Source organism: Fusobacteria bacterium ZRK30 (genome assembly GCA_024628785.1).
Lineage (GTDB): Bacteria > Fusobacteriota > Fusobacteriia > Fusobacteriales > Fusobacteriaceae > Psychrilyobacter.
In genome coordinates this window covers 63,187-85,978 of record CP102408.1, presented here as the reverse complement: position 1 = coordinate 85,978, position 22,792 = coordinate 63,187, and the positions used below count along the sequence as shown (strand labels likewise).

The window sequence follows — 22,792 nt, the reverse complement described above, 5'->3', positions numbered from 1 at the left end:
GACCCACCTAAGGGTAATTAAAAAGTGACCCACCCTGCCTATTTCGCAGAGACCCTGTAAGAGTCACCATTCATGTTTAAAATATGTCCTCTAAATGTTACGCGATCTATTAAAGCTGTTGTTAACATTGTATCAGGGAAGAATTCTTCCCACTCTGAAAATGCTAAATTAGTAGAAATTATAATACTTCCCCTCTCACTTCTTTCTGAAATCACTTGAAATAGGAGTTCTGATTGATGTTTGTTAAAGGAGAGGTAGGAAAGCTCATCTATTATGAGTAGATCTAATCTTGCTAATTGCCTTAAGAATCTCCCTAAATTACTATTTTCTTGCGCTTCAACTAATTTATTTGATAAGTTAGCAGCTGTAGTAAAGTACACCTTATGTCCACAGTTGCAAGCTTTAAGTCCTAGAGCTATAGAAAGATGTGTCTTTCCAGTTCCTGGGTTCCCTATCATTATTATATTTTCTTTTTTTTTGATAAACTCACAGCTGGAGAGTTCGCCTACTACTGAAGGTTTTAAATAGCTAAGACGTTTAACTTCAAACTCTTCTAGCGTTTTTTCAAAGGGAAATTTAGCTCCGCGCTTTAACCTGAAAAGTTTATTGTCTTGTCTAGTTAATACTTCCTTTTCTAATAGTGTAAGCAGAAATTCTTCATATCCTTGTTTTGAATTTATTGCTTGGCGCTGAACCTCATGATAGTCTTTGAAGCTAGATAGTTTTAAAGCTTTGGAAAAAAGTTTAATTTTTTCACTAATTACACTCATTAGATCACCTCTTGGGAAATTAAGTTATCATATTTACCTAAATTATTTCTTTGAACTTCTATTTGGTCGTTGATTTTAGGAAGACCGACTTCTTCTCTTAGATATTCTAAAAAGAGTTTTGAATCTCCTTTAGAGTGATACATTTCAAAAATTGCTTTAGGAATATTTTGTATAACTGGATCAGCATTAAATACAGCTCGCGGTTTTCTTTCTAAAGCTTTAAGATAGTGAATTAATTGATAACTATGCTTATTTTTTTTAAATATCCTCTGGTGAATTGCAACAACTTTACCTTTATGAAGAAATTGTATTTCTGAATGACCAGTTTTTAAAATCACCTCAGTTCCTACTAATTCACAGGGTAATGAATATTTATTAGTTTCAAAAGTTACAGTTGAAAACTTAGTGACTCTTTTATAGTCTCTTTTAGAAATATCTAGTGAATGGCTAGGAAGCTCTAAAAGGTTATTAGCTTCAATCTGGAATTTTTGTTTAACACTTAAGCTTTCACCGCCAACTTTATGATTTTCTAAGTAGTTATCACAAGCCTTTTTTATTTTGATATTTAACTCATTCAAACTTTTAACTCTAGGGATAGGAACCATAGTATTTCTTCTGATAAGTCCTACTAAATTTTCAACCAAACCTTTTTCATTTCCACTTCTAACATTGCAAAATTTAGGTTTAAAAGCATAATGAGCAACGAGAGTTTCATACCCTTTAGTTATTTTAGTTACATGTTTTCCATAGCCTTCTGATACAGCAACTCTGGCATTATCAAAGAGAACTTCTCTAGGAACACCACCAAAATATTCAAAAGCAGAGATGATCCCATCTAAAAAGCATTCTTCTCTTTCTGCGAAGTAGGCCTTAGTAAAGATATGAGCGCTATATGCTAACCGAGCACAAAAATATTTTATTTCCTGCTTTTCATCATTGAGAAAGATATGCGCTGAACCAAAATCAATTTGCATAGCTTCCGCAGGATTAAAGGTAAGTGGTAGAAAAACCTCTTTTGTTTTACCTTTTAATTCTCTAAATGCAACCTTAACAGAAGAATATGAACCAAGAAACCCAGCCTCTTCTTTGAGTCTAACCCAAACCCTATTAGCAGTGTGCCTCTGTTTTGAATGAGTATGCTCGTTATCTTCAAGAATACAAGCTTGAATAAAGTCTAAGACTTCTCTAGTCATAACTTGTTTTCTTCTAGAAGAAAACTTTTTTTCTCCAGGAATTGTATCTCCATTAATATACTTTCTAACAGTGTTTCTAGAAATATGAAGATCTCTAGAAATTTTTCTAATAGAAACCCCTTCAACTAGATGAAGTCGTCTAATTTTTTTATATGTATCCATATGAATTGCCACCTCAAACCTCCTGTACATCTCTTTAAAAAGATTGTACAGAGTAATATTAGGGTGGGTCAATAATTAGCTGCCTTTTTTATCTCAAAAGGGTCAATTTTATATTACCCTTTACAATATGCTGGAAATAAAATAAAAATAGCCCCCATGGGGGCTATTTTTATGAAATAAGGTAGACACAACTATTATTCTCTAAGATCTCATAGATCTCCTCTAAGGTCTCAAAGTGATGAAAGAGAAAATTAAGAATGAGGTGATCGCCATTTAGTTTTATAGGAGCAGAAACCTTTATAGTTTCTCACTTATCTTTGGTAGGTTTTAGGACTGCTTTTAGAAATTCTGCGTCTTGCTATATCTTTATTAATTATTTATTTCTCTAATATATTTATAGAAACTATGTCTAGCCATCCCTATAGTTTCAATGACTTCTTTGTCATTCATATTTCCCATATACCGCTTAGACATCTTCTGGATCTTTTCTTTTCTTTCAATACTCTTTTTAGTTATTAACTTTTTTTTCCCATGTCCTAATTGAATACCGTGAGCTTTTTTTATTGCTAAAGCTTCTTTGGTTCTTTGTCTTAGATCCTGGACTTCTTTTTCAGATTGATTAAAAGCTATTATTATTTGTTTTCTTGCTAGGTTTTTTAAAGTTTCCTTTATACCACGAAACAATGGTTCTAGATCTTTATCTTCAGTATGGATATTCTTATATCCCTCTAATTGGCTTTGATAAACTTCTGAATTGATATATGCCTCTTTAAGAAAGATTAACTTTATTCCCTTATTTACAAGTTCCTCATATTCATCTATTCCTTCAGCTGCATTCCTAGACATCCTGCTGACACTATCAAAGATCACTGTATCTCCTAGTTTTAATTGATTTTTCAATTTTATCCATCTTGGTCTATTTGTAGTAGTTCCTGTAAAAGTTTCTTCTATGATTGTAGCTGTAATATCGTATTTACTTATATTTTCTATTTGTCTAGTGATACTTTGTTTTTTAGTTGAGATTCTGACATATCCATAAACTCTCTTCATGTTTTTCATCCTCCAATGTGATATTTGTCATCGGGTGTTAATACACTATTATATCAAATTTTATTTTTAATATAAATACATGATAATCACTTTCTATTGCTCGTTGCAATTTTTTTAAGTTTGATATAGTTTAAGGAAGATTCAAAATGAATGTTATAAAATAGGTATTATGGAACTTTTATTTGTTAGTGGTTATTTTAAATTTAAAACTCAATGGTAATATCTTATATTTTTCATTTTATTAAAACCATTACTAAACCCATTTAAATTGACTTTAATAACACTGGATCCTTGGTTATGAGTATATGCCAAAATAGCGGTATTTCCATTTCTAAAAGAATTTACAATTTTTTTACTTGCTATTCCAACGAGCATGTTTTTATTACCAGCAACCATTCTTACAGTTTCTACTATTTTATCATCAACATAAATTTTTACAGAAAATATAGAATCTGTTTGATAATTACCAGATAAACCAATACTTAAATAGTCATTATCGTGCATACCAAAAATTATAAATTTATCGTTCAAATTATTTGAGCTTACTGTTTCAGATAACATTTGAACATTTTTTTCATACTCATATCTGAATTGTTTATCATATTGCCAAGAAAAACTAATTGTTGAAACCATTAAAAATAAACTAATTAATATTTTTTTCATTTTTCTCCCCTTTTTTTAAGTTTTAATCAAAATTTTTAACAAGTTTGCTTTGAAGCTTTTTTAAATATTATGGTAAGTAAAACATAAAAAGCAATACTAAAAAGGGTTCCTATGTAAAAAACACTACTAATAAGTAGAGCAAGACCTGCTAAAAACATATTATTTTCTTTAACATTTTTCATTATTTTTATTCCTATTATAATTTTAAAAATTTCACTAATTAGTAAAAATAAAAAATGTAAGAGAGATCCGAAATCTGTTGCCCACAAAAATATAATACTACTTGCTAAAAAGTTGAATATTACAAAATAGTAGATATTTTTTCCAAAACCTTTATATCCATACTTTAAACTTAAATGTTCCTCTAACTCATTAAAAATATGATATTCAGCTAAAGATTTTCCTCCAAAAATTAATAGAAAAAACGCTCTTTTAAATGTATCATAATAAATTAACCCATCTACTCCATATAAAAAAAAGTAAGATAGAGTATAAAAAATTGCTACTCCTATACTCAAGTTTGCTATAAAATTATATCTCTCTAATCTACTCATTATCGTCCTCCTTTTTTAAGTCTCACTCAAAAATTTTAAAAAGTCAATTTTTTAAATATAATATGAAAAGTCAGTAAATCAACAAATAATTTTTTGTTCATTTATTTGGTGCTATTTCATTTTTTGTTTGTAGTACTGTTATTTTTATTGGGTTTGAGACTGTCCGAGGTAGTTAAAATATTTCAAATCTGTCCAACACCAATAACCCCAGTAAGTGCTGTGTAATTTAATGTTTATTATATTTAGTTTTGTTATTCCCAATAATTATTATTAATACCTAACCTATGTTATATTCACTGTTATAATTGAAGATAAGATTAAAGGAAAAATAGTTTCTTTACCGTATAACTCAAGAAATGGTATATTTGGAGGTTATTTTTATGATTAATAAACTGAAACAAATCAAAGAATTAAGAAAAACAAGGAAATTAGTTGCGGAAGAAGAATTAAAGAGATTAGAAAAAGATTATGAAGTTGAAAATAGAAGTGAAAAAGTAGCTCAACGAATAGAAAATATTAAAATAAAAATAGACAAATTAGAAAAAGATTTAGAAAACTTGACTAATCTTGAAAAAAAATTCAAACAAGAATCGCAAGCAACTGGTTAGAAGGTACCAACAAAAAGACACTAAATTTAGTGTCTTTTTGTCACAATTATAGTTATATTAACAAAACGCTACATTTTAACATATTTATCATTATGTTTTAGTGTTTTCAAGTAGGGCATTGATATAGATAATTTCTCTTTCTATATCTTATTACATTATGCTAAAATCTTTGTTGAATAATATTTTTATTCTTATATGCTAATATATCTGAGGAATTTATTTTTAAAATAAAGTTATAATCAGCGATAGCTCCATTGTAATAATCTAATCTCTCTTTTGTTATTGCCCTACTATGATATGCCTGTAAATATTCGGGGTTTAATCTTATGGCTTTATTATAATCTTTCATTGCACCTTGGTAGTCCCCTGATTTAAACTTTAAATTTCCTCTATTGAAGTAACCATCTGGATTATCTGGGTTGAGTTTAATAGCTTGGTTACAGCTTTTTAACAATTCTCTTTCTTCTTTTGATTTTATTTCTTCACCTAAAAAATTATTTTTAATAAGTTTGTTGAGCAGAATTTTAAGCATGTTGTCCCCCTAAAGAAATTTTGACAACTGGCTATCATATCCATTACAGGACTCAGACCCTATAGCTTTGCGTCACAAAGTTTCCTTTGCTTTGCCTTTTTTCAAAACTATTTATTTTCTTATTTAGAATATATCACATTTTATTAGTTTTTAACAATTTTCAAGATAAGAATATTAACTCAACGTATATAAATTTTAAAACCATGTTTTAAGTAAGAATTCTAAATCCACGATAGTTTTTGTATTGGTTGTTGAAAGCGGCTTTGATATGGCTGATCTAAGAGTAGACAGGACACACACCATATTCAATGACTACTTTTTCTGGGCAGAATAGAGGTGAAAATATGGTTTTAGTAGGAATAGGTGTGGAAGTAGAAGTAACTCCAGTCTTTCTTGTAGGTGGAGGAGTAAGTTATAGCGATGACAGTAATGGAGAGGAAACAGGTGTAGGATTTAATTTGGAATATCTATGGTAAAATAATGAAAAAAACACCTTAAAAATTTGAGGGTGTTTTTTCCATTAAAAAAGAGCCATTTAGGGTAAGAGTAGTTGAAATGGCTCTTTTTATAACCAATATAATATTAAAAGGCTAATCATTTATACTCTCTAATAAGTAATTTCCTTTATTTTTTTATTAATCTTCATTTAAATCTGCTTTTACTGAAAAATTATCTATTAAGTTTCCTACAGTTTTATTGCCTCCTGTCGAATCAACAGAGTTTAAATAAAATGTAGTAACCGTCTGTCCTTCTGGAACTATATATGTACCAGTATAAGTACCCCACTGATCATTACTATCTTTCATAGTTTCTAAAATAACGGCGTCTTCTCCATTACCGACACTAATGGTAGCCGTATCTTCTCCTAGCCTTCCTCTGTGATTTATAGACCATTTTAGAACTGTTCCCGGTATTGTAACAACTTCCTGATATAATGAAGCTACTTCATTTGCATTTAATTCTAAAAAATGATTCCCATCTGCTGCTGGAACGCCTAGAAAGCCGTCACTCCATACTTCTATTTTATTATCTGAAGCTGTAGTATTCCAATGTTCAATACTACTGGCATCTACTTGAGCATACACTCCAGTATTTAGATTTTCAAAACTAGGGTTATTTATATACTCTCCTCTATCATTTACTTCCATAGCTTTCACATCGCCAACATCTTCTAAATTTTGAAGGTCTGATAATTTTATTAATTTATCATTCCAAATTTCATATTTAGGATCCCCAGTATAGGCACCATTAGGCAGGTTGGCATAGATTTCTCCTTCCTCCTTAATATAGTACCATCCACCACTATTATCTCTAGCAGAAACTACTTTATCTGTTTCTCCATATGAATTACTATCAGATGAAAAAGGTTCTGTAGGATGGATATCAAATTTATTCAATAAATTTATATCGTTGGAAACTAAATCAGGGAATTCAAAAGAAATATTACTTTCAATGGAAAGTTTGGACCTGATCAATCCTAATTTATGCTGAATCTTTGCCACCTTCCCTTTATTTAATTCTTTTCGAAGCTTTGGGATAGCTGTCACAGCTAAAATACCTATAATCGCAATAATTATTAATAATTCAATTATAGTAAACCCATTTTTTTTATTCATAAAATCACATCCTTAATATATATTTATTATTTATTAAGTAAAATCCTTTTTTTAGATAGGTCTATAAATTAAATTATGGTAAGTACTGTAATAAAAAAATACAATAAAAAAAAGGCCATTTAGGGAAGAGTAGTTAAAATGGCCTTTTTTAGAGGTGTAACGTCTAAAAGTTATTATTTTATACTGGATAAAAAACATATTCCTTTGAAAATACAGAAAAAATTTGAATAATAAAAGAAATCAGCGGGAACTTGTGTATAAATAATATAAAAGTATGAAAATAAATTCTAAATAATTTTCTAAATCACAAAATAAAGGGGTAAATAATTATGAATAATAAAATATCAAAATACAAGGAGCCTATAGAGATAGCTAAAGGAATTTACTGGGTTGGATTTTACGACGATGAATATTTTCTTCACTGTAATCCATTTTTAATAATTGAAGGAGATGAAGCTGTCTTAATTGATGGTGGAAGCAGGAATGATTTTAGTACTGTGATGTTAAAAATATTACAGACAGGTGTAAATCCTAATAATATACAGAAATTAATATACCATCATTATGATCCTGACCTATGTGGGAGTATCCCGGACTTTGAAGAATTGATTGATAACGATGATTTAAGTATTCTTTCCCATGAAGATAACAATGTTTTTATTAAATATTATGGTACAAACCTTAAAAGCGAATGTATAGAAAAAAATCAATTTGAATTTCAATTTGCAACTGGAAGAAAACTGAAATTTATAATGACTCCTTACTGTCATTCAAGTGCAAGTTTTGTTACCTTTGATGAGGAGACAGGAACACTTTTCAGCAGTGATCTTTTTGGAAGTACCGCTAAAGAATGGGATCTATTTTCTAATTTAGACAGCACTTGTCATACCTGTTCTGACTATAGTTTATCTGGTCCATTTAACTGTAAATTAGGAAAAAAAGAGTGTCCTATCTCAAAGATCTTGTTTTTCCATCAAAAAATCATGACTTCTAAAAAATCTTTAGATTTTGCACTGGATAAAATAAAAAAATTACCTATAAAAACAATAGCTTCCCAGCATGGGAGTCTCATCAGGGGAAGTAAGGATATCAATTTTATAATGGACATTCTAAAAAAAGAAAAGAAAATTGGTATAGACCAATTTCTCGAGGATGATCAGATATGAAAAAAATAAAAAAAAGCGACATATTTAAAGCTGTTGTAAAAGATTTGGATGTCTGTAATGATCATCCGGAGGTATTAAAACTATTGATTGAGCACAGAAGCCAGATAGCTCATAATAAAATTCAACGAGAGCTTTTTAAAACTCTGATAAATGATTATGTTAAATTAAGTAAGAAACTTGAGGAGAACCTAGAACATGTAACCCGCCTTTCAGAAACAGACCATCTGACGAAGGCATATAACCGTCTAAAATTTAATGAAGTTATTAAGGTGGAGGTTCTAAGATCCAAAAGATATAGAACAGACCTTTCAATAATTATGTTTGATATTGATTTTTTTAAAAATATCAACGACAGATATGGCCATGATATAGGGGATCTGGTCTTGGTTGAAATATCTAAACTGGTAAAAAAATCAGTCCGGGAAACAGATGTTTTCTGCCGATGGGGCGGAGAAGAATTTATGGTACTGCTTCCTAATACTTCTTTGGAGTTTGCAGTATTAGTCGCAGAGAGAATAAGAAAATTGATCTATAACTTCCAGATAAAAAATATAGAAAAGGTTTCATGTAGTTTTGGAGTGGTATCCTTTAATTTTGAAGAAGATTTGGATGGTTTTATAAAACGAGTAGACAATAAACTCTATACAGCTAAAGATAATGGAAGAAACAGGGTGGAATATTAAGTTGGAAAGGCGGAGCGACCTTTTTGCCTTAAACATAGGTTTTGAGTTAGAAAAATGTACCCGTAAAGGGTATCACCAAAGTATCTATAAATTTATTATCATAAATTAAGAACTTTGAGAAGAAAAAGAGTAGATGCTATCTTCATTCATCTGCTCTTTTTTGATTGTTTTTAAGTTTTTAAGTCTAAAACTATAATATTAGATATAAAAAAGGATATCCGAGACCGCTTATCCCTGCCAGGCTTCGAGGATCGCTTCTTCAGGGAATGAACTGCGTGTTCTTCTACCCAGAGGGTCATTGGATGGCAGAGATGGTCGAGGTTCACCCAATCCTGTATTTATTGACTCCGCGAAGTGCTACCCCATATGAGTATCCCCTCACGAACGCTACCGATTAGAGGGGGTAGCCAAGGGGAGTGTGAGGGGGGATGAAGTAAGTTCCCCTCGGCTGGAGATCCTCCGAGTCCGTCTCCAATAAGGACGAAAGAGGTAAGCTGATACCTGGTCGTGCAGGAGCTGGTCTCCAGCCGATCTTTCGGAGAATCGCCAGGAATGAGAGAAAGATGTTGGATGCCTATCTAATTTTTAAGAGTTGATGGTTTTTACCCATAAAGGGAATCACCAAAATACCAGAAATTTACGTTGTAAATTAAGAATTTTGTGAAAGTAGGAGTGATATTTATATTAGATAAATATCAACTTGGAGGTAGAAAATGGATCTAATAAATTTATTTCATAATATATATATAATGGTTATAACGGTTGATTTATTTAGTTTATGTGTTATAATGGATGAAAAGAATAGAATATGAAGTAGATAAAATGAATACTTAATTGGCGAGGTTTATAATGTTTTTTATAGTATAGATACGAATCAATTGGACAAAAGGAAAATTTTATTTGAAAAATATTTGTAGAACTGGGGTTTATTCAGGGTCTCTTTTGAGGCAATGAGTTATGCTACTTATGTGGCATATTGTGAGTCTATCAGACGAAACTTAAACACTCTAACTCTATTACCACTATGGTAGTTGAGTTAGAGTGTTTTTTTTTATTAAGGAGGAATATATGATTAAATTGAAAAATGTTGTTAAAAATTTTGAGAAAACAGAGGTGATAAAAAATGTTTCTATAGATTTTGAAAATGGAAAATTTTATTGTCTTATAGGAGAATCAGGATGTGGAAAGACAACCCTGATGAAATTAATTAATAAATTAATAGAATCATCTTCAGGGGAGATTTTAATCGATGGAAAAGATATAAATGACTATAACCCTGTTCTTTTAAGGCAGAAAATAGGCTATGTCATACAAAAAGTAGGTCTGTTTCCCCATATGACGATAGGGGAAAATATAGAGATAGTTCCCAGTATCCTCAAATGGGATAAGAATAAAGCAAAAGAAAGAACATTAGAGTTACTGGAATTAATGGATTTAGATGAAACATATTACAATAGATATCCAGAAGAACTATCCGGCGGACAGCAGCAGAGAATAGGAATAGCCAGAGCATTGGCTATAGATCCAGATATTATTTTGATGGACGAACCATTTTCTGCATTAGATCCTATTACACGGGAAAATTTACAAGATGAGCTGATCTCATTACAGGAAAAATTAAAAAAAACCATAATTTTTGTAACTCATGATATGGATGAAGCTTTAAAGCTGGCAGATAAGATAGCTATCTTAAAGGAAGGAGAGATCCTTCAGTTTGATACCCCTGAAAACATTTTAAATCGTCCAAAAAATTCTTTTGTAGAGTATTTTATAGGAAATGACAGGTTATGGAAAACTCCAGAGATGCTTTTGGTGAAGGATATTATGAAAACTAAGATTCCTACAGTTCTTGAGAACTCTCATATAGCCAGAGCATATGAAAAAATGAAAAATTATGAAATAGATGCTGTTTTTGTAATAAAAAAGATTGGAAAAAAAGAGAAGGTTCAGGGAATAATTACTAAAAAATTAATTTTTCACAGAAGAGAGATCTTAGATGAAAATACTAAAATCACAGACTTGATGTATACTAAATTTATTTCTCTGGATGAAAGGGAAAATTTGTTGGACGTATTGAATAAAATAAGTGATACTAAATTGAAGGTCTTTCCTGTAAATGATGAGGAAGGAAATTTAATAGGGGCCATTACCCCATCTAATCTATTAAATGTAATATCAGATATTACTCCATCTATAGCGGAGGTGAATTAATATGGAATTTATGAATTTTATGGCAAAATATAAAGCAGATTTAATAAAAGCTCTCTTTGAACATCTTCAGATTTCTTTGACAGCTGTTACACTGGCGATATTAATAGGAGTTCCTGTAGGAATATATATATCTAAAAGTAAGTCTCTCTCAAAGTATACCCTAAGTACTGTAAGTGTTTTTCAAACAATTCCAAGCTTGGCATTGTTTGGTCTGATAATACCAGTACTGGGAATAGGAATTAAACCGGCAATTTTTGTACTTTTTTTGTACGCATTACTTCCTATAATTATGAACACTTATATTGGAATAGCTGAAGTGGAAGACTTTTTAATAGAGAGTGCTACAGGAATAGGAATGAGCAACAAACAAATACTATTCAAAATAAAGTTACCATTGGCAATCCCAGTTATGATGGGAGGAATAAAAGTATCTACAGTTACCAGTATAGGAACAGCAACAATTGCATCGTTAATTGGGGCAGGGGGATTGGGAGACTTTATATTTAGAGGTATTGCCTCGAACAACAATCAATTGATATTATTGGGGGCTATTCCTACGGCAATGCTGGCAATAGCTGTCAACTATATAATGGGAATAGCTGAAACAGCTCTTACCCCTAAAAGAAATTCCAGAGAAAATAGTTATATCCAGAGTAACAGAAAAAAAGTATTAGGCTCTATCGCTATACTTTTCTTAATCCCCATATTGATTGTTGCAAATATTAAATACCAAGAATATACAATAAAAAATAAAACTATTATCATTGGACATAAAAACTTTACCGAACAAAGAATCTTAGGAGAAGTTTATGCTCAGCTTATAGAGGAATATACTGATTATATACCTAAAGTAATCGAACTTGGCGGTACTCAGGTTGTTTTACAAGCTATAACAAATGATGAAGTAGATATCTACCCTGAATATACCGGTACAGCTTATATCTCTATTTTTAAACAAAAAGATATCCTAGATTCTGAAAAAACATATCAAATTGTAAAAAATAAATTCAAAGAAAAATATAATTTAAATGTTTTAGATCCTTTAAATTTTAACAATACTTTTGTTTTCTTAACGACAAAAGAAAATTCCAAGAAATACAACTTGAAAACAATATCTGACATCTCATCACACAAGGGTCAGTTTAGATTAGGTAGTGACAATGAATATGTTGATCGTCAAGACGGAAATAAGGCTGTTAACAAAGTTTATGATATAGAGTTAAAAGAAATAAAAGGAATGGATGTAGGTCTTTTATTTCCTGCTTTAAAAAATAATGATTTAGATATAATTGTTGGATATGGTACTGATGGAAGGATAAAAAAATATGACTTAACTTTATTAGAAGATGATAAAAGTTTTTTCCCACCATATAATGTTGCTCCCGTTGTAAACTCTAAAGTGTTGAAAAAACATCCGGAAATAGAAAAAGTATTAAATAAATTAGGGGGTAAAATTTCGGACAATGAGATGCAGGAATTAAATTATCTTGTCGATGAAAAAGGTTATACTCCAAGGGAAGCTGCCAGAGAGTTTATAAAAAAATTCTTAAATTAATAGCTTTAAATTCAGTAAAAAAAACTTCCCAATTATTAGATCTATGATCTATTTAATTGGGAAGTTTTTTTATAAAAAATAAATGGGATAACTTTAGAATATAGGCACTTTTCATAGTAAAATTGTGGTATTCAATAAGTTTCTATTATTAATAATGTGCCTATATTTAATAAATAATATAACATATTTCCCTATAAAGATAAAACATATATTAATAAAAGGAGGTATTTCAATGATAACTGAAAATATCTATGATGAAATTTATGAAATTATGAAAATCACAAAAGAAAAAGGTCTTAAAATGACTCTAAAAAAGAATCTTAAAGGTGTTCTATTTACTAATATTTATAATGTCGAATCGCCTTTGAGTATTTCTGAAATAAATTTTTTTATCCATCTTATGCAAACTCATGTTGATACTTTAATAAACATTATTATATTAAAAGATGGAAATAGAGGTAAAATTAAATTGCGAAATTTTTTTTCTAAGACCTATAAAAAGTTATGGGGACAGTATCCAATATCTTAAAAAGTATAATTAATCGCTATAATCAATTATACCTTATGACTAATAAAAAAATAATAGGAGACAGCCCCTCTCGGGGCTGTCTCTACGAAATAAGATAGATACAACTATCACTCTCTAAGATCTCATAGGTCCCACCAATGATGATATCTCTCCCATAGGCCTCATAATCAAAATAATCTCTAAAAATACCCGGTATCCTATGAAAATCAATGATCTCTGCAAAATAATAGCCAACTAACTCCGCGTCAGATAAGATGGACTCTCCACGGTCTATAACATCTATGGAGGAGCTGCTATAAGCTGAAAGAACCTCATCTATCTGGTATGACTGCAAGAAGTAATCTCTCACAACTCTAGGCTCTATGGTCTCATAGATCTCCTCTAAGGTCTCGAAGTGATAGAAAAGAAAATTAATCATAAAATTACCACCGATATCTTCAAATCTAAAATCCCCCCCAAAATCACAGACCTCTATCTCCTCTACCCCAAAACTGTTACATACTGATACAGCTTCTTTTAAATCCTTCAAAGAACTAATCTCAAACCACCTGCCAGCCCAATCATGACAAGTATCAAATGAAGCTAGATATAAATTAATAGTCATTTTTAACACCTCCTAGAATATAGTGTGAATCACGAATCACCCTAAATATAAAAGAAAAACTTTTCAGAAGTGTGGAAAAATGAAGATAACCTAACTATCAACGGGACACATTTTTGGAACGGTGCTCTGGCTAGAAGCTATTAATCTCAATGCTTCTTCTGGAAATTTTTCTTTAAAATTTGGAAAATCGCAAAGGGAAAGTAGTTTTAACGGAGTGAACGACAGTTTCCAAATAAGCCACCTAAAAGTAGGGATAAAAGTAGAAGTGGTGAAACTTCTGTCCTCAGACCTTTAACTTTTAGGCAGGGTTTTAATTGGATTAAATTGCCTGGAATGTAAAAAGAACTTTGAGAAAGGAGGGAATAGACAATAGATTCTATCCAGAAAGGGTGGGGAAGGGTTAAAAAAAGACCTAGATTTTTAAGTCTAGATCTTAGGAGTTTCTATTAAATATTTTAATTTATCAGGAGTCATTATTCCCATATAAATAGCTTTACCAGGGTATTTTTTTATAAATCCATCAATTAAAGTGTAAAGAGGATTAAAATCGTATTCTGGTTTAATTTTATCAATTATATATTTTATAAAGAATAATGTTCCTTCAAGATAAAACCAAGAGTGATAATTCCAATCTTTTTTTAAACTAATTTTATTATATTTCCTATTCCATACTCTACTGTTATGAGCACAAAAATTTCTTATTAAAGTTAACCTGTGAAGCCATGAAGCTAGTATATCAGGGCTTAAATCATATTGCCTGGATATCTTTTTATTCTTTTTATAAGCTTCATAAAATCTAGAAAGATCACCAAATGGAAGGAGTTCTACCATCATCCATAGAGGAGTGTATTTTTCTTCAGTATATTTAGATCTGTAATGAACCATAAAATCTTCTTTACTTCTATTTTGATAGTTTTCTAAATTAGTTAAAAAATTAGTGTGACTAAAATATTTTTTAGATCCTAATTTTACTTTAAAATTATCATTGTCTAGGTATCCAAATGTTCCAATATCATTACTTAAAACATTTGCTATTTTTGATTTTAAAGAAACCTCTATTTTTTCAAGGATTTCAAACAAAAAAGTTCTGAGTTTTTCATCAAAATTATAAGTATCTATAACCTCTAAAATATCTATATTTTTTTCAGAGAAACTACCGCCATATTCTTTTTTAGTCGAATATATATAGCCTTTTAACTTGTAGTAATTTAAATTTTCAAGTATTACCTTTAATTGATCTTCATTGTTTACTATAAAACCATCAGATTTTATCTTTTCAATTTGCTGATCAATTGTAAAATGACTTTTGTTATATTTCATCTGATCTCTCCTATAATTATTCAAAAAAAAATCAGCCCTGGTACGCATGGTAAACCATTAAGCGTGGCTGATATATTATAAATACCTTTAATAAAAATCGTTACAACTCTTATATAAACTATTATAGACTATATTTTGTATTTTATCAAGTTTTTTGAATTCTTTATAATTATCTTATTTCCACTTCATCAATTAATTTAAAAGGAAATAAAATTAAAACTATTATATATAATTACGTAAAATCAAATTTATAATAAGAGGTGATCATTTTGTATTATATTATAGTAGCAGAATTAGGAAATGGTAGAGATAGAAGTAGAACTGAAAATTATTTAATGATAGATAAACAAGAAAAGTTAAATAATACCAACATAGATATTCAAGATTCAAGATTTTTAAAAACTAAAAGTGAGTATTATGCTCTAATACTAAATGATACTAAATTAATATATTTAGGATATAGCAATAATCTTGAGATACCTATGGTCTCTTTAAAAAAGTATCTTGAAAAGAATGAGAACCCTTTAATTCCTTTTAGATTAAATCCAATAGAAAAAAGTTTTTCTGAGCTAGATATAAAAGGGGTCCCTAACGACGATAATCTCGGGGAAATATTTGGAAAATTAAAAGCTATTGATATAACTGATCATATCTTTAAACATGAAAAAGATTTTTGTATATTAATCCAGTAAAGAACAAAAGTATTATTTTTAATTTGAAAACCGTGGACAAAATAAAGAGGAAATTGCAAACAAAAAATGAAAAAGTATTAAATAAAAGGACACTAAAATTTTAGTGTCCTTTTAAGGTTGATTTTATTGACTCCATTTTTGAAAGTTCCAAAATAGTTATTATGGAACTTTCGTTCTTCGCGTTACATTATTTCCACTTGTGTTTATACCTTTAGAGTCTTTTAAAATTTATTTTTTTAATAATTCTAATAAAATTTTATCAAAAGTTCTATAATTTGTAGACCATTTTCCGTTTTTATCTATTGGCAAATATTTTTCAAAACTTCCAGCATTAGTAGTATATACTTTATAACTTATATTTTTAGCAGCTATCCATTTTTCAAAAAAATCATCTTGTATATCAAAGGTACATCTTTCTCTTACCCTTACATGACCAAACTCAGTAAAGACCTCTTTTTGTTGAGCTTCAAGTTTTACTGTATACATTTCATTATCAAAATTGAATATCATTTCATATGGTCGCATCCAATCCCGTGATTCAAAATTTATAGATGCAAAAGTAAATTTACTTCCATCGTCTTCTACTATTTTTGTTATGGTCATGTCTTGACCTGTAATCCTTCCATCAATGTTAAAATCAAGTTGATAATCTGTAGTATATTTAGTTTTCTTTTTATAATTATCATAGCTCTTAGTTATCCTACTATTACCATCAAAATCATTTAATTGTTTTACTGTCATAGGACTACAACCTGTTATTATTAGAATTGTTATAATCGTTATTAATTTTTTCATTTTCTTCTCCCTTTTTATTTATTTTTTAAGCTTTTTTAAGTCTCATTCAAATTAATATTATCTTTAAATTTTTAAGAAGTCAATTTTTTTAAAGTTTTAATACTCTCTAATTTCGTTTCTAAGCGATTTTAGATTTTAATCGTGTTAGACCTAACATGAAATTGATTATAGTCTTAAAAATCATAGTTACACAACTAAAAAAGGACAAATAGATTTAGTTTATCTAAGTGCCCTTTTTGGCCACGCTCCGTTTTTTTCCCAGAAACCCCACATTGGGGAAAAACTATCTTTACTCTCTATTTTATATTTATCCAAAAACATATTTTTTCTAATTCAGTTGTTAATCTGTATTTCTTGGTCTATTAAGTATTCTTATATCTCAAGGCTTCATAAGGGGACCTCTACAACCTATATTTTCGATACATAGATTTTGAGAGTAGTTTTGGTAACACTTATGAGACTATTCTATCTATAAATTAGTTTCAAAACCACCTTTAAATTTCAAGGTCCAAAAATTATAGTTTATGAGAAAATGGATGACATCAGCTAAACTGATATCATCCATTAAAATTAAGGGTTAAAGAAGCAATGTGGGGTTTTCGGGAAAAAAACGGAGCGTGGCCTAAAAGAAAAAAACTTTTTGCTACAACTTCTATTCCTTGGAATGAACAAATAAAAAAATGACAGGAACAGATCCTTTGATTTGTCCTCGTTGTAATATCCCTATGGGAATTTCAAAAATAATCCATAAAAAATATGGTATTTATTTGTACGAATAATTCTTACTCTCATATTTTTCTTACGTTCAGCTTGCTGAATGCCTTTTTACTTGCTTGAATTTTAAAAACCAATTAATTCATATTCATTTAAAATCATTACTTCGAATAATAAGCATTTTTCGCAACCATTCTTCAGAATATAATTCCTTAATTAATTAAAAATCCTAATCCAAACTACTATAAGAATGGTAGGATTAAACCTTCAAGTAGGTTTATTCCCATAGATTTAGAGTCAAAATGTAGCACAATGACCGAAGGAGAGGTTAAAGAAATAAAAGATGTATATGTGGGTTCTGATACTGAAAAACTATCCTGTAGACTAATAATTACTAGATTAGATGGTGTTTTACAAGAGAGAAGATTAAGAACAGTAACTAAAAAAATTCGAGATCCAAGATCTTATTTAAAAGAAGAAAAAAGAGATATTGCCAAGTATGGATTTATGATAATAAACCTTTCAGAAAAAACATACACAAAAGAACAAATATATCCTATTTACAGTTTAAGATGGCAAATAGAACTAGATTTTAAGAATTGGAAATCTATATTAGAAATAGATGAAAGAACAAGAAAATTAAAAAAAGAAAGAGTAGAAGCACATTTCTATGGAAAGTTAATAAATATCCTTGTAAATAGTGAAATCTCAAATATTTTAAAAGATGAGATAGATAATGAATCTTTGGTATTAAGTGAGAAAAAAGTTTTTCAAAAGATCAGCTACTATCTGTATAAACTCCATCATTATGACTATAAAATCGTTTCTATGCTAGGAAAATTAAGGATATTAGTCCCTAAAACTTGTTTGAAATCAAAAAGAAAAGGAGAGATTATATCAGATGAAATTTTAAAGCTCGTGACTTAAATTTTAAAATTTTATAACTTTGAGAAAAAAAGCTAAGGCTTTTTCATTTTATGATATACAAAAATAAAATAAGATAATAATAAAATAGAAAAAGAACCCAAAATCTAGTTAAAATAATTTTAAGTTCTTTTAATTTTCCTTAAGTTGATGGGTATGGACGCTAGGCCTATAGGGATAATTTAACAAATTGGGGATTAGGATACTTATATAGGGATTTTTCCATATAGTTCTAAAATAGTATTTAGTGTTTTTAGGGGAAGGAGTAACAAAACTCGAATGAAGTATACTTACAAAGTTTATTTTATGATTAATAAATATCTTTGAATTTTTTTTATAAATATCACAACTTTCAAAATTAGTGTGTGGTGGAGCAATTAAATAACTCAAAGGTTCAAATGCTAGAGACAAAAAGTGTTTATATTCTCCGCAATTATAACAATAGCTTAAAATTTTAATTTACCGATAATTGGTGGTATAATCTATTGATTAAATATATGATAGCGAATAAAAAAATTTAAATAATAAATACTACTAAATTTAGAAAAAGGGGCATAATCCATGAGCAGGTCAAAATTTTATCAGTTATTCATTATATCCTTTATTATAGCAGCTTTAGCAACCTTTCACCTTCCGATCTTTAAGGTGGGCTTTATTGTCACTATATCTATTGTTTTTCTTCCTTTTTTTATCTACCTCAAAGAAAATTTAGGAGCACTCAGTATATGCAGTATAACTGCTTTTATTTCACCTCTAATCCGATATCTTACTCTCTTGCCGCAGCACGATTACAAGGTGGCTCTCAGTATGACTCTTCCAGAGATATCTTTTTACATTACCTATGGTTTAATTTTTCATTTTGTATATGAGCATAGAAAAAATAAAACCCTCATAAATTTTATTATAACTACAATTTTTTGTGACTATGGATCAAATATTGTAGAAATGTTATTTAGAGGAGGTTTTGGTGGGATCAATATCACCATCTTAAAAGGACTTTTAATAGTTGCACTTTTAAGAAGTGGAATGCTGCTAATCCTTATAATTTCTATGAAACATTATAAATCATTTTTGATAAATCAGGAGCATGAAACACGATATCGTTATTTGCTGAATCTCACCTCAACATTTAAAAGTGAAATTTATTTTATGAAAAAAAATATGGCACATATTGAAGAAGTTATGGGAAAATCATTTGAAGCCTATAGAATGGGCGAAGTAGAAAATGTTTCATCTGAGCTTCGAGAAAATCTTTTGAACCTCACTAAAGAGGTTCATGAGATAAAAAAAAGTTATATTAGTGTAATACAGGGGATAAAAAAAACATTTCCAGAACTTATGGAACTATCAGATTTAGATCTAAAAACCATAACCAGTCTTCTTACTTTAAATATAGAGGAACAGCTAAAAGAAACGAAAAAGGTAATGTTTAAATGTATTCTTTCAGGAAATGCCCTTGTAAAAAATCACTATTATTTCATGTCTATTCTTTCAAATTTGGTTCAAAATGCAATTGAAGCTTCAGAAAATGCACTTAATCCCTTAATTATTTTAAATATTTCGGCAGTGGAAGATTTTATATTAATTACAGTAAAAGATACTGGAGCAGGGGTTGCACCGGAACACTTAAAACATATTTTTAGCCCTGGCTTTTCAACTAAATTCGACCCTGAAACAGGAAATATTAATAGAGGAATAGGCTTAACTCTTGTTAAAGATCTTATTGATGAAAAATTTAAAGGTACTATATCAGTAGACAGCGAATACAAAATAGGAACGATATTTTCTATTAAGCTACCCAAAAAAATTTAGAGGAGGGGGTCTTGTGAAAATCTTTATTGTTGATGATGATCCTAGTATCATCAGGATTTTAAAAGACATTGTTATGAATAATAAGTTGGGGAAAGTAGTTGGATCCTCTCTTGATGGTGTTATGGCTCTGGAAAAAATTAGGTTATATTGTCCGGATATTATATTGGTGGATTATTTAATGCCAGGTATGGATGGAGCTACTTTAGTCAAAAATATTTTGAAAGATAACTCCGATATATCTTGTATCATGATTTCACAGGTTTCGAACTCTCAGATGGTGGCACAAACATACATGGCAGGAATAGAATTTTTTATTCATAAACCAATCAATATAATAGAGGTAATAAATATAATAAAATCAGTGACTGAAAAAATAGAGCTAAAAAAACAGATCTCTATGGTCCAGGAAATTTTTGGAACTCCATATAAAGAAAAGAATTCTCCTATTTTTAATTATACGGAACAGATCCAGCTTACTCTCAGTAATTTGGGAATCTTAGGAGAGAAAGGAGGACATGATATTTTAGATATCTGTAGTGAATGTATAAAAATTAATAGCAGTGAACCCTGGGAAACTCTTTCAAAAGTTTTAAATTCTAAAAGCAAGGTTTTAAAGCAACGGATCCGAAGAGCATTAACTGTAGGTTTAAAAAATATTTCTCATATTGGGATTGAAGATAATTTAAGTGAAGTTTTTATAAAATATTCTAATACTCTTTTTGATTTTCAAGAGGTCCGCCTGGAAATGGAAAAACTAAGGGGACATTCTTCTACTGGAGGGAGGGTGGGTTCAACTAAGTTTTTTGAGAACCTCCTTGTTCAGTGCCGAAAAGATTAATTTTAATTTTTTTTGAAGTCCTATGAAGCTCAATGAGTCCCCTGGCTATACTTATAGCAAGGGGACTTTTATTGTGGATATTTTTATCAATTATCCATATAAAGGTAACCTTTAAACCTAAATTTTAAAGGAGGAATATATGCTAGCCGAAAAAATTGAAAGGTTGACTATTGACTTAACGAAGGTACTTAGTGTTGTAGGAACAAGCGGGGAGATAGATGCCAGTAACAAGATATATGAAGTCTTTTCTGATATGCCCTATTATAAAAAAAATCCCCAACTTCTAAATTTCTTGGATTTTAACAATGACTCTATAGGACGAAAAAATGTAGTGGCTATTGTTAAGGGAGAAAAAGCTCCTAGCAACAAAACTGTAGTTTTAATAGGACATTCAGATACTGTGGGGATTAGTGACTATTCCGGTTTTGAAGAGTATGCCACAAAACCATATGAACTTGCGGAAAAGCTTAATGAGCTAAAACTTCCAGAGGATGCCAAAAAGGATTTAGAAACAGGGGACTGGCTTTTTGGTAGAGGAATCTTTGACATGAAGTGTGGAGTTGCCACTATAATGACAATAATAGAAGATATAACAAAAAATATTTCAGAGTTTGAGGGAAACCTTATTTTTGCAGCAGTTGGGGATGAAGAAGGAAGCTCAGGAGGAATGCTTTCATTTGTTCCAGAGCTTGTAAGACTTCAGGAGAAAGAAGGATTTGAGTATTTGTCAGTAGTAGATACCGACTACATGGCTCCCCGTTATGAGGAGGATGATCAAAAATACATATATATAGGAACTGTGGGGAAACTGATGCCTTCTTTCTATGTGGTAGGAAAGGAAACACATGTTGGCCAGCCGTATAAAGGTCTTGATCCAAATTTAATTACCAGTGCTATCATAACTCAGGTAGATAAAAATATAAAGTATTCAGATGTAGTGGAAAAAGAGGTATCCCTGCCGCCGATTACTCTTAGAAACAGAGATTTAAAAGAGGAATATTCGGTACAGATTCCAAAGACAGCTAATCTTTACTTTAACTATGCTACTCATATAAGCACACCTGACATGGTACTCCAGAAGATGAAGACAGCTGCTCAAGGGGCATTTGAAGAGGTAGTGGATCTTCTTAATGACAGATACACAGATTTCTGTGCTGCAAGTAAGTTCCCTCATACAAAACTTCCGTGGGTTCCAAGAGTGCTAACCTATGATGAGTTGTACCAGTTGGTTCATGCAGAGATGGGAGAGAAGCTGGAAGCGGCTGTAGAAAAGTATAAGAACGAACTTCTAGGTAAGGAAGAGATAGACGAAAGAGATTTTGGTCTGAAGGTTATTGAAAAGGTGCACTCTCTCTGGTCGGATAAGAATCCAGTAGTAATATTATACTATTCGCCGCCATACTATCCACACATCTATGTAAACGGGTCAAACCAAAAGGAAATAGCACTTTTAGAGTCTGTTTCTCAGGCAGTAGAAAGCCATGATCACGGTTATAATGTTATAAATAAAAAATTCTATCCTTATATTTCAGACCTGAGTTTTGTTTCAGCACCTCAAGATGAAGAGGTCTTAAATACATTGACTCTCAATATGCCTGCTTTTGGAAGTAAGTATGACCTTCCTATAAAAGATATGCAAAAACTAAATCTGCCAGTAGTAAATATAGGACCATTTGGTAAGGATGCCCACCAGTACACTGAAAGAATAGAAAGGAAATATTCCTTTGATGTGGCACCAAAGTTTGTTTATGAAACTCTTAAAAACCTTCTCAAGGGATAAAATTTGGCTTTCAGGGCATAA

22 protein-coding genes and 1 riboswitch are annotated in these 22,792 nt (G+C 30.2%); of the genes, 12 read left to right on the top strand and 10 right to left on the bottom strand.

Going from position 1 to position 22,792, the window contains the following annotated elements; translation table 11 throughout:
• Window positions 1-38: 38 nt before the first annotated feature.
• The 5 genes from istB to NRK67_17300 all read right to left on the bottom strand — a co-directional run bounded on the left by istB (window position 39) and on the right by NRK67_17300 (window position 4,392).
• Window positions 39-770, bottom strand: a complete 732-nt coding sequence (istB, locus tag NRK67_17320; protein UUV20087.1) for an IS21-like element helper ATPase IstB — start codon at window positions 768-770, stop codon at window positions 39-41.
• Complete coding sequence (istA, locus tag NRK67_17315; GenBank protein UUV20086.1) at window positions 770-2,137, bottom strand: IS21 family transposase; 1,368 nt, start codon at window positions 2,135-2,137, stop codon at window positions 770-772. The genes istB and istA overlap by 1 nt, the downstream gene beginning before the upstream one ends.
• Before the next feature lie 357 nt (window positions 2,138-2,494).
• Window positions 2,495-3,175 (bottom strand): recombinase family protein, encoded by a 681-nt coding sequence (locus tag NRK67_17310; protein ID UUV20127.1) that lies wholly within the window; start codon window positions 3,173-3,175, stop codon window positions 2,495-2,497.
• Between the two features lie 210 nt (window positions 3,176-3,385).
• A complete protein-coding gene (locus NRK67_17305; protein UUV20085.1) occupies window positions 3,386-3,838 on the bottom strand; it encodes a hypothetical protein in 453 nt (150 codons plus the stop codon).
• Between the two features lie 35 nt (window positions 3,839-3,873).
• Window positions 3,874-4,392, bottom strand: a complete 519-nt coding sequence (locus NRK67_17300; GenBank protein ID UUV20084.1) for a hypothetical protein — start codon at window positions 4,390-4,392, stop codon at window positions 3,874-3,876.
• A 380-nt stretch (window positions 4,393-4,772) separates the two neighbouring features.
• Here NRK67_17300 and NRK67_17295 point away from each other — a divergent pair, with 380 nt between their 5' ends.
• The gene (locus tag NRK67_17295; protein UUV20083.1) at window positions 4,773-5,000 is read left to right on the top strand and encodes a hypothetical protein; all 228 of its coding nucleotides are present in this window, start codon (window positions 4,773-4,775) and stop codon (window positions 4,998-5,000) included.
• Between the two features lie 160 nt (window positions 5,001-5,160).
• On the opposite strand, the gene NRK67_17290 is transcribed toward NRK67_17295, so the two are convergent.
• Window positions 5,161-5,532, bottom strand: a complete 372-nt coding sequence (locus NRK67_17290; GenBank protein UUV20082.1) for a tetratricopeptide repeat protein — start codon at window positions 5,530-5,532, stop codon at window positions 5,161-5,163.
• 19 nt (window positions 5,533-5,551) lie between these two features.
• A riboswitch (cyclic di-GMP riboswitch) is annotated at window positions 5,552-5,638 on the bottom strand.
• 202 nt (window positions 5,639-5,840) lie between these two features.
• On the opposite strand from NRK67_17290, the gene NRK67_17285 reads away from it, so the two are divergent.
• Window positions 5,841-6,008, top strand: coding sequence for a hypothetical protein (locus NRK67_17285; protein ID UUV20081.1), 168 nt, complete (start codon window positions 5,841-5,843; stop codon window positions 6,006-6,008).
• Between the two features lie 159 nt (window positions 6,009-6,167).
• Here NRK67_17285 and NRK67_17280 read toward each other — a convergent pair whose 3' ends face one another.
• A complete protein-coding gene (locus tag NRK67_17280; GenBank protein ID UUV20080.1) occupies window positions 6,168-7,148 on the bottom strand; it encodes a prepilin-type N-terminal cleavage/methylation domain-containing protein in 981 nt (326 codons plus the stop codon).
• A gap of 329 nt (window positions 7,149-7,477) precedes the next feature.
• Between NRK67_17280 and NRK67_17275 the strand changes: the two genes are divergently transcribed.
• From NRK67_17275 to NRK67_17255, 5 genes are all read left to right on the top strand, one after another.
• Complete coding sequence (locus NRK67_17275; protein UUV20079.1) at window positions 7,478-8,314, top strand: MBL fold metallo-hydrolase; 837 nt, start codon at window positions 7,478-7,480, stop codon at window positions 8,312-8,314.
• Window positions 8,311-8,997 carry a GGDEF domain-containing protein gene (locus NRK67_17270; GenBank protein ID UUV20078.1) on the top strand — a complete coding sequence of 229 codons (687 nt, stop codon included), beginning with the start codon at window positions 8,311-8,313 and terminating at the stop codon, window positions 8,995-8,997. Before NRK67_17275 ends, NRK67_17270 begins: the two co-directional genes overlap by 4 nt.
• 1,068 nt (window positions 8,998-10,065) lie before the next feature.
• The gene (locus NRK67_17265; protein ID UUV20077.1) at window positions 10,066-11,208 is read left to right on the top strand and encodes a betaine/proline/choline family ABC transporter ATP-binding protein; all 1,143 of its coding nucleotides are present in this window, start codon (window positions 10,066-10,068) and stop codon (window positions 11,206-11,208) included.
• A 1-nt stretch (window position 11,209) separates the two neighbouring features.
• Window positions 11,210-12,763 (top strand): ABC transporter permease subunit, encoded by a 1,554-nt coding sequence (locus tag NRK67_17260; GenBank protein ID UUV20076.1) that lies wholly within the window; start codon window positions 11,210-11,212, stop codon window positions 12,761-12,763.
• 232 nt (window positions 12,764-12,995) lie between these two features.
• Entirely contained in the window at window positions 12,996-13,292 is a 297-nt protein-coding gene (locus NRK67_17255) for a hypothetical protein (protein UUV20075.1), read from the top strand.
• Window positions 13,293-13,374: 82 nt separating this feature from the next.
• On the opposite strand, the gene NRK67_17250 is transcribed toward NRK67_17255, so the two are convergent.
• Together NRK67_17250 and NRK67_17245 are read right to left on the bottom strand one after the other, a co-directional pair.
• Complete coding sequence (locus NRK67_17250) at window positions 13,375-13,896, bottom strand: antirestriction protein ArdA (GenBank protein ID UUV20074.1); 522 nt, start codon at window positions 13,894-13,896, stop codon at window positions 13,375-13,377.
• A 426-nt stretch (window positions 13,897-14,322) separates the two neighbouring features.
• Window positions 14,323-15,216 (bottom strand): Abi family protein, encoded by an 894-nt coding sequence (locus NRK67_17245; GenBank protein ID UUV20073.1) that lies wholly within the window; start codon window positions 15,214-15,216, stop codon window positions 14,323-14,325.
• Between the two features lie 269 nt (window positions 15,217-15,485).
• Between NRK67_17245 and NRK67_17240 the strand changes: the two genes are divergently transcribed.
• Window positions 15,486-15,908 (top strand): hypothetical protein, encoded by a 423-nt coding sequence (locus tag NRK67_17240; GenBank protein ID UUV20072.1) that lies wholly within the window; start codon window positions 15,486-15,488, stop codon window positions 15,906-15,908.
• 228 nt (window positions 15,909-16,136) lie between these two features.
• On the opposite strand, the gene NRK67_17235 is transcribed toward NRK67_17240, so the two are convergent.
• Window positions 16,137-16,649: a hypothetical protein gene (locus NRK67_17235; protein ID UUV20071.1), complete on the bottom strand. Its 513-nt coding sequence runs from the start codon at window positions 16,647-16,649 to the stop codon at window positions 16,137-16,139.
• A 1,080-nt stretch (window positions 16,650-17,729) separates the two neighbouring features.
• On the opposite strand from NRK67_17235, the gene NRK67_17230 reads away from it, so the two are divergent.
• The 4 genes from NRK67_17230 to NRK67_17215 all read left to right on the top strand — a co-directional run bounded on the left by NRK67_17230 (window position 17,730) and on the right by NRK67_17215 (window position 22,771).
• Window positions 17,730-18,344 (top strand): transposase, encoded by a 615-nt coding sequence (locus tag NRK67_17230; protein UUV20070.1) that lies wholly within the window; start codon window positions 17,730-17,732, stop codon window positions 18,342-18,344.
• 558 nt (window positions 18,345-18,902) lie between these two features.
• A complete protein-coding gene (locus NRK67_17225; GenBank protein UUV20069.1) occupies window positions 18,903-20,153 on the top strand; it encodes a sensor histidine kinase in 1,251 nt (416 codons plus the stop codon).
• 13 nt (window positions 20,154-20,166) lie between these two features.
• Window positions 20,167-20,991 carry a response regulator gene (locus tag NRK67_17220; protein UUV20068.1) on the top strand — a complete coding sequence of 275 codons (825 nt, stop codon included), beginning with the start codon at window positions 20,167-20,169 and terminating at the stop codon, window positions 20,989-20,991.
• A 139-nt stretch (window positions 20,992-21,130) separates the two neighbouring features.
• A complete protein-coding gene (locus NRK67_17215) occupies window positions 21,131-22,771 on the top strand; it encodes a M20/M25/M40 family metallo-hydrolase (protein UUV20067.1) in 1,641 nt (546 codons plus the stop codon).
• Window positions 22,772-22,792 lie beyond the last annotated feature (21 nt).